Genomic DNA, 1,393 nt, shown 5'->3' on the forward strand with positions numbered 1-1,393 from the left:
CGCATTGCCTCGCCAGAAATGTTCCTGAATGCTGAGTTGTTGCCTCACGTAATCTGCTCCCCTGCGAAACGGGCGGCCGGGGGCGACGATGGGGCGATTGAGCATGGCGACGCGCAAGGAACTGAAGTCTGTTTTGGCGCGGCGCTACAGGATGTCTAGCCGTGTCGAAAAGGGCCGTATCCTCGACGAGTTCGTTGCGATCACGGGGTTCCATCGGAAGCATGCGATGCGGTTGCTGCGCTGCGATTCTGAGGGCCAGACGGTGGGTCGCCGCAATCGTCTGCGGATCTACCAAGACGCGGAGAGAAATGCGCTGATACTGCTTTGGGAGGCTGCAGACCGGGTGTGCGGCAAAGGCCCTGCTGCCGATCTTGATTGAATCGATGGAGCGGCACGGCCATATCGACTTGGCGCCAGAGATTCGGGCTAAATTGTTGTCGATGAGTGCGGCAACGATCGATCGGTCGCTTCGAAGCGTTCGAGAGCAAAGCGGCCGGCCGCGCCGTCGCTCTGTAGCAAGTGCTCTGCGACGCAGCATCCCTATTCGTACTTCGGCGGATTGGGGAGATCCGGCGCCCGGCTTCGTCGAGGCCGATCTCGTTGCGCACAGCGGTCCTTCGGCGCGGGGCAGTTTCGTCCAGACGCTCGTTCTCACGGACATCGCGACCGGTTGGACGGAATGCGCGCCACTTCTGGTGCGTGAACAGAGATTGTTGAGCACGGTTCTGACTGAACTTCGTAGACAGCTACCGTTTGCGCTCCTGGGTCTGGACACCGATAACGACTCTGTGTTCATGAATGAGACCTTGAAGGTGTATTGCGAACAAGCTGGCATCGTCTTCACGCGCTGTCGCCCCTATCGCAAGAACGACCAGGCCTTTGTCGAGCAGAAGAACGGCGCGGTGGTCCGACGAATGGTCGGTTACCGTCGATTCGAGGGGCTCGAAGCGGCTGCTCTGCTGGCTCGGCTTTACCGTTCGGCCCGCTTGTTCGTGAACTTTTTCCAGCCGTCGTTTAAATTGATACGAAGGGAGCGCGACGGAGCGCGTGTCCACAAAACGTACAGCGCCCCCGCGACCCCGCATCAGCGGCTGGTTGCCGAAGCAAGAACACCTGATGCCATCCGCGCCCGCGTCAATGAAATCTATGCCAGCCTGGATCCGGTCGCCTTACTGCGCGATATCCGAGCCGTGCAGGAGCAGTTGGCCAGTCTCACCGACGCCGCCCCAGCAAGCCATCCAACTGCGATGCCGCCGATTGAACAGTTCTTGTCGAGCTTGCGAATCGCATGGAAAGAAGGAGCGGGACGCCCGACCGACAGGCCAATTGCGAAGCTGAAGCGAGAGCGACGACGCCCCGATCCGCTGGTCAAAGCCACGCCACAGCTGCGCGA

General features: G+C 60.4%; 1 pseudogene. It reads left to right on the top strand.

From position 1 onward, the window contains the following. Positions 1 to 88 precede the first annotated feature (88 nt). Positions 89 to 1,393, top strand: a pseudogene (locus tag IVB22_RS38620) (ISNCY family transposase); the annotation flags it as partial.

The sequence above is a fragment of the Bradyrhizobium sp. 190 genome, from assembly GCF_023073415.1.
Classification (GTDB): Bacteria; Pseudomonadota; Alphaproteobacteria; order Rhizobiales; family Xanthobacteraceae; genus Bradyrhizobium.